The sequence below is a fragment of the Streptomyces sp. NPDC002734 genome (genome assembly GCF_040295685.1).
GTDB lineage: Bacteria > Actinomycetota > Actinomycetes > Streptomycetales > Streptomycetaceae > Streptomyces.
The window spans coordinates 1-6,246 of sequence record NZ_JBEOVU010000065.1 but is presented as its reverse complement, the minus strand read 5'-3'; the positions used below and the strand labels follow the sequence as shown (position 1 = coordinate 6,246).

The 6,246-nt window shown below is 73.5% G+C and carries 7 protein-coding genes; 4 read left to right on the top strand and 3 right to left on the bottom strand.

The window, feature by feature from the left end; all coding sequences use genetic code 11:
- Window positions 1–40: 40 nt before the first annotated feature.
- Window positions 41–580: a hypothetical protein gene (locus tag ABT026_RS31945; RefSeq protein ID WP_351118698.1), complete on the bottom strand. Its 540-nt coding sequence runs from the start codon at window positions 578–580 to the stop codon at window positions 41–43.
- Window positions 581–998: 418 nt separating this feature from the next.
- The gene (locus ABT026_RS31940; protein WP_351118697.1) at window positions 999–1,991 is read right to left on the bottom strand and encodes a Gfo/Idh/MocA family protein; all 993 of its coding nucleotides are present in this window, start codon (window positions 1,989–1,991) and stop codon (window positions 999–1,001) included.
- 200 nt (window positions 1,992–2,191) lie between these two features.
- Here ABT026_RS31940 and ABT026_RS31935 point away from each other — a divergent pair, with 200 nt between their 5' ends.
- Window positions 2,192–3,214: a small ribosomal subunit Rsm22 family protein gene (locus ABT026_RS31935; protein ID WP_351118696.1), complete on the top strand. Its 1,023-nt coding sequence runs from the start codon at window positions 2,192–2,194 to the stop codon at window positions 3,212–3,214.
- Between the two features lie 106 nt (window positions 3,215–3,320).
- Window positions 3,321–4,049, top strand: coding sequence for a bifunctional DNA primase/polymerase (locus tag ABT026_RS31930; protein ID WP_351118695.1), 729 nt, complete (start codon window positions 3,321–3,323; stop codon window positions 4,047–4,049).
- Between the two features lie 47 nt (window positions 4,050–4,096).
- On the opposite strand, the gene ABT026_RS31925 is transcribed toward ABT026_RS31930, so the two are convergent.
- Entirely contained in the window at window positions 4,097–5,056 is a 960-nt protein-coding gene (locus tag ABT026_RS31925) for an SCO2278 family lipoprotein (RefSeq protein WP_351118693.1), read from the bottom strand.
- A 91-nt stretch (window positions 5,057–5,147) separates the two neighbouring features.
- On the opposite strand from ABT026_RS31925, the gene ABT026_RS31920 reads away from it, so the two are divergent.
- Window positions 5,148–5,792 carry a PhzF family phenazine biosynthesis protein gene (locus ABT026_RS31920; RefSeq protein ID WP_351118701.1) on the top strand — a complete coding sequence of 215 codons (645 nt, stop codon included), beginning with the start codon at window positions 5,148–5,150 and terminating at the stop codon, window positions 5,790–5,792.
- A gap of 4 nt (window positions 5,793–5,796) precedes the next feature.
- A complete protein-coding gene (locus ABT026_RS31915) occupies window positions 5,797–6,150 on the top strand; it encodes a MazG-like family protein (protein WP_502968095.1) in 354 nt (117 codons plus the stop codon).
- The last annotated feature ends 96 nt before the right edge of the window (window positions 6,151–6,246 follow it).

The following is a 6,246-nucleotide window of genomic DNA, read 5'->3' as shown; positions in this document are numbered from 1 at the left end:
AGGAAGCAGGAGACGTCATGACGTGATCATGCGTCCATGCTCACTCCAGAGCCACCAGATTGGGGCTGCGGCCAGCCAAATGAGATGACTTGTTATCCTTCGGGCCGAAGGCACAGGCGGCCGTCCACGTACCCTTCTCGCCGGGCAGGACGTGGCTGGACGGAGCGCCGTCGAGGCCGTTCTCGCCGTCGAAAATCTCATCGCCGCCGGCCGGGCATACCAGCACCATCATGCCGAGGTCCAGCGGCTTCTTGCTGTCGTTCGTCACGGTCACATTGAACTTCAGGTACTGCGTGTTACTCGGGGACGCCCACTGGCCGGACTTGCCACGAGTGAACTTGGACAGCTTGGCGGAGACGCCGTTGCGCCACTCGGCCGGCTTGTCCAGCGCCACGATGATGGTCTCGTCATCCTCGACCGACTCCTCGGTGCCAGTCTCCTCCTCCTGCGGAGCGCTGACGGTCGCCTTCGGCTTGGAGTCCGCGTCGGCACTGTCGGAGTCGCCGTTGCACGCGGTGGAGGTGAGCCCCAGCAGGGCCAGGAGCGCCACGGCGAGCAGAGAGTTACGAGTGCGGGCCACGAGTGGCCTCCTTCAACGAGTCGGGTAACGAAAAACACCCGGCGACTGCCGGGTGTTGACGGAGTGCCACCTCACAGGGCAGACCTCGAATCACGTGTACCTAACATGCTGTCAGGATTGGCAGGGCAAGCGCAGAACTTTCAGTCACTTGCCGTAAAATCCGACCAGTTCGTTGAGCTTGCGCGCAGCGGCGCCGCTCGCACCGCAAGCCATTTCCCCATGCCCTTCACCCACTCACGGTCGCCGTTGAAGGCACCGGCGCCGCACTCCGTGATGCCGGGAGCGGCGTCTGTCACCCTCGCGGCCGTCGAAGTAGTCATTGCGGAAAGTGCCGCGTCCCCATGGACCGCGAGGCAGGATGACTGCCTCCCGGAGCCACGGGACTGTTATCAACACGGACGACGATGGTTGGGCGGCGTCACTCGCCCGGGTAGCGGACTCCGACCTGGTCGCGGATCGCGTCGAGGGTGCGCATGACGGCGAGGGTCGACTCCAGCGGGACCAGCGGGGACTCGGTCTCGCCGGCCCGGATCGCGCGCATCACCTCGAGCGCCTCGTGGCGGAAGCTGCTGCGCAGGCCGTCGCCCTCGGTGAGCGAGAACTCCTGCGGCTCGCGGCCCTCGCGGTGCAGGACGAAACGATCCGCCTGGAAGAAGCCGTCGGGCACGTCGATCCGGCCGCGGGTGCCGGTGACGGAGGCGGTGATGCCCGTCGCGCCGACGATGGAGCAGTGCACCAGACCGAGAGCACCGCTCTCCCAGCCGAGCACCGCTCCGGTCTGGAGGTCGACGCCCTCCGGCGAGAGCACCGACTGCGCGGTGACGCGGTCCGGCTCCCCCAGCAGCATCTGCGCGAAGGCGATCGGGTAGACACCGAGGTCGAGCAGCGCCCCGCCGCCCTGCTGCGGGTCACGCAGCCGGTGCGCGACCGGGAACGGGCCGGCCAGGCCGAAGTCGGCCTGCACCGTCCGCACCTCGCCGATCTCGCCCTCCTCCACCAGCTGCCGCATCCGGCGCACCAGCGGGTTGCAGGCGGTCCACATCCCCTCCATCAGGAAGCGCCCGCGGTCCCGCGCCAGCGCGACCAGTTCCTCGGCCTCGCGCAGGTTCAGCGTGAACGGCTTCTCGCACAGCACGCCGCGCCCGGCCTCCAGGCACATCCCGGCGGCGGCCCGGTGGGCGGTGTGCGGGGTGGCGACGTAGACCACGTCGACGTCCTCGTCGGCGGCCAGCGACGCCCAGTCCCCGTAGGCCCTGGGGATGCCGAACCGCTCGGCAAACGCGTCGGCCGACTCCTGCGACCGCGAGCCGACGGCCACCAGCTCGGCGTCCGGAATGTCGACGAGGTCACCCGCGAAGGCCGCGGCGATCCCGCCCGTGGCCAGAATTCCCCATCGCACCGTCTCAGCCATCCCGGCCGCTCCTCACCTCGTGACATCAGCCCTGCGCAGAGCATAGATCGGCCGCCGCGCACTCCGGCCCGCCCGGCCCCGACGTCTCACGGACCGGGCACCGGGGCGGGCGTCCCGGCGGCGCGGGGGCCGCGCGGGGGCGGCCGCGGGGCCGGACGGTGGCGGGCGAGGCGGTGCCCGGCGGCTGCGACAATCGGGGGGTGAACATCGTGTCGTCCCCCGCCGAGACCCTCCGGACCGCGCTCGCGGCGCTGCTCGACGGACTCCCGCCCCGGCAGGCCGCCCAGGCCGTGGAGCGGCTGATCGCCAACTACCGCGGCCGGACCCCCACCGACGCCCCCATCCTGCGCGACCGCGCGGACGTGGCGGCGTACGCGGCCTACCGGATGCCGGCCACCTTCGAGGCGGTGCGTTCGGCGCTGGAGGCGTTCGCCTCGGCGGTCCCGGGGTGGACGCCCGCCTCGCACGTGGACGTGGGCGGCGGCACCGGCGCGGCCACCTGGGCGGTCACCGCCGCCTGGGACGGGGAGCGGCCCGTGACGGTGCTGGACTGGGCGGAGCCCGCCCTCGCGCTCGGCCGCGAGCTGGCCGCCGCGAACCCGGCCCTGGCCGAGGCGCGCTGGCAGCGCTCGCGCATCGGAGCGGCGCTCCGGATCGAGAGCACCGATCTCGTCACGGTGTCCTACGTCCTCGGTGAGCTCACCGAGCAGGACCGCGCCCATGTCGTCGACGCCGCGGCGGCCGCCGCACCGTCCGTCGTGGTCGTCGAGCCCGGCACCCCCGACGGCTACGCCCGGGTGATCGCCGCCCGGGACCGCCTGATCGCGGCCGGCTTCCGCGTGGCCGCGCCCTGCCCGCACAGCGCGGCCTGCCCGATCGTGCCCGGCGAGGACTGGTGCCACTTCTCGGTCCGGGTCAGCCGCTCCTCCCTGCACCGTCAGGTGAAGGCCGGCTCGCTGCCGTACGAGGACGAGAAGTTCAGCTACGTCGCCGCCACCCGGCTGCCCGCGGCCGAGGTCTCCCCCGCCCCCTCCCGGGTGGTGCGGCGCCCGCAGATCCGCAAGGGGCAGGTGCTGCTCGACCTGTGCGAGGCCGAGGAGCAGCTGCGCCGCCACACGGTGACCAAGCGCCACGGCGACCTCTACCGGGCGGCCCGGGACGCCGACTGGGGGGACTCCTGGCCGCCCGCCGAGCCCGGCAATTACCATGAAATCAGGCAATGACCTCCGATCGGAGCGCCCGGTGCGTTTCCGCCGGCTCGCCCCGGACGGACGTGACGGTGCGACCATGGGGCATGTTGTCCGCACCATCGGCGAGGTGAGGGGATAGATGAGCGCGACGTTCGGCGGCCGTCCCGGCCGGCAGAGCAGGATCTCCCAGTGGCTGCGCGGACGGCGTCCGCAGGAGGCCACCGGGGCCGAGGACCGTGAGGCCCTGCTCCTCGCCGCCGCGGCCGCGGGGCTGCCGCTCGCGCCGGCCGCGCATCCGGTCGGCTACCGGTGTTCGTGCGAACGGGTCGGCTGTCCCACGCCCGCCCGGCACCCGCTGTCCTTCGCCTGGCAGACGCAGTCCACCACTGATCCCGCGCAGGTCGGGCGCTGGCTGAGCGCCGACCCGGAGGCCAACTTCATCACCGCCACCGGCATGCTCAACGACGTGCTGGACGTCCCGCTGGACGCGGGCCGCGCCGCGCTGGAGCGGCTGCTCGCCGAGGGAATCGACGTCGGCCCGGTCGCGGAGAGCGACGACGGGCGGATGCTCTTCTTCACGCAGACCCGCGGCACGCCCGAGGACGAGGACGAGTGGTGGCCCTGCGAGCTCGACTCGCACCCCGAGACCGACGAGGACCATCCCGGTCTGCGCTGGCACTGCCGCGGCTCGTACGTCCTGGTGCCGCCCGCCCGGCTGCCGGGCGACGACGGCCGGGCCGTGCGATGGGTGCGCGGTCCCGAGCACGCCCTGCCGGAGCCGCTGCTGCTGCTCGAGGCCCTGACCGACGCCATCGAGAAGCACGCCGGCGAGGAGCCGGCCGGCGCGGTCTGGCCCCTCCAGCGCTGACCTGCCGGCCGGCGGGGGCGGCCCGCCGCCCCCGCGCGCGGCGGCGGCTACTCCCCGCGCGCCGCGGTGAGCCCCGGCACCCGGCTCAGGAAGACGGCCTGCCCCTTGCGCGGCACCCGCACCGCCTGCTGCGAGACGTACTCCATGGTGAGCGTCTGGCCGACCTCGCCGGTGATCAGCGCCCGCACGTCCTCGTTCTGCACCGGTATCTCCGTGCCCGGTGCGGCCGTCAGCCGCTCGAAGTGCCGGGTCGCGAAGAAGACCAGTGCCCCGCCGTCGGCGGTCCGCAGCCCCAGCGGCGCGTAGTCGCCCTTGGTGAGCGCCTCGTCCTTGAACTGCCGCACCAGCCCGGGCCGCTTCTCGTTGCGCTCCCGCTGCTCGCGCACCACGCTGGTGTGCGGCCCCTGGGCGAAGGCGTCGCCGCCCTCGCCGAGGTAGTCGGCGTACGCCTCGCTCAGCTTCGACGGGGGGAGGGCCAGCTGGTCGCCCGCCGTCGCGGGCACCGCGTGGCCGTCCTCGTCCTTGCGGAAGTCCGGCACGTCGTCGGGGTCGAGGAGCGTCAGGTAGGCGGCCTGCCAGGGCTCCTTCGCGTGCTCCTTGACGAACACCAGCATCCAGCGGGCGTCGCCGCCCTTGTTGCCCCGGGCGTCCGCGAGGAACCAGCGCGGCCAGCCCGCCTTGGCGGGGATGGTGTAGCGCGCGTCGCTCAGCTTCAACGGCTCGTGGGCCGCGTTGCCGTCGGGGTGGTTGGCGTGGCGCGCCTTCAGCCGCGCGCCGTCTATGGCGCCGAACGCGCCGGTGACCCGGTCCTCGTCGAGGCTCCGGTCGTACGCCTCGTCGGCCGCGTTGTAGGCGTCGGTGAACGTCCGCAGCGCGCCGGCGGCCTCCTTCGGGGTGGCGGCCGGCAGGACCTCCCGCTCCCCGTGCACCACGACGCACCCGCTCAGGGCCAGGGACAGCGCGGCCAGGACGGCCGGCAGGACGCGACGCCCCCTCGTGCTCTTCAACTCGCCTTCTCCTTCCGGCTTACGCAGCCGCACCCTACCCGTGACGGGCGGGGCGCGCGGGCGGTACCGGGGGGATGCTTGAATGCGCGACGTGACTCCTTACGACGTGCTCCGGGTCTTCTGCGACGCCGGGCGCGGCTACGGCAACGAACTCGCCGTGGTCCGCGACGGCTCGAAGATCCCCGGCGAGACCGAACGCCAGGCGATGGCCGCCGAACTCGGCTTCAGCGAGACGGTGTTCGTCGACGACCCGGAGCGCGGTGTGATCGACATCTACACCCCCACACTGCGGCTGCCGTTCGCCGGCCACCCCTGCGTGGGCACCGCCTGGCTGCTGGACCTGCCCGAGCTGATCACCGCCGCCGGCGAGGTGGGGGTCCGGCTGGACGGTGAGTTCACCTGGATCGAGGCCCGCGCCGAGTGGGCGCCGCCGCGCGTCCTGCGCCAGTACGCCTCCGCCGTCGAGGTGGACTGCCTCGACGTGCCGGAGAAGGGCGAGTGGATCTACGCCTGGGCCTGGGAGGACGAGGCGGCGGGCCGCGTCCGGGCCCGCGCCTTCCCCGGCCGGGACGACGGCATCGACGAGGACGAGGCGACCGGCGCGGCCGCGCTGCTCCTCACCCAGCAGCTCGGCCGCGCCCTGAACATCTCCCAGGGCTCCGGTTCGCAGATCCTGACGGCGCCGCAGCCGGGCGGCTGGGTGGAGATCGGCGGCCGCGTCGTGCTGGAGCGCTGACCCCGTGGACGAGCAGCGGATGTGGGAGTCGGTCGAGGACCTGTGGACCTGGATCGACCGGAACAACACGCGGCCCCGCGAGCAGGAGGTGCTGCTGGCCGTGCTGAAGCTGTCCGAGGAGGTCGGCGAGACGGCCCAGGCGGTGATCGGCGCGATGGGCCACAACCCGCGCAAGGGCGTCACCCACGACTGGGAGGACGTCCGGGCCGAGCTGTGCGACGTGGCGCTCAGCGCGCTGATCGCGCTGCGGGTCCTCACCCCGGACGCGAGCCGGGAGTTCACCGCCCACGTGGAGGGCGTCCGGCGGCGGTCCGCGGCCGTAGAGGCGGGGAAGGCCCGCCCGCAGGAGGACGCTTGACCGTCCCCGGCCGCCCGGGCCCGTCCGCTCCCGGCCGCGCGGCCGGGGGCGGGCGGGGGCCCGGGCACGCGGGGGGGGGGGGGGGGCGGCGGCGCC

Coding starts and splice junctions, on each gene's coding strand:
- ABT026_RS31940 (WP_351118697.1), bottom strand. CDS start 1,991: ATGGCTGAGACGGTGCGATGGGGAATTCTGGCCACGGGCGGGATCGCC.
- ABT026_RS31930 (WP_351118695.1), top strand. CDS start 3,321: ATGAGCGCGACGTTCGGCGGCCGTCCCGGCCGGCAGAGCAGGATCTCC.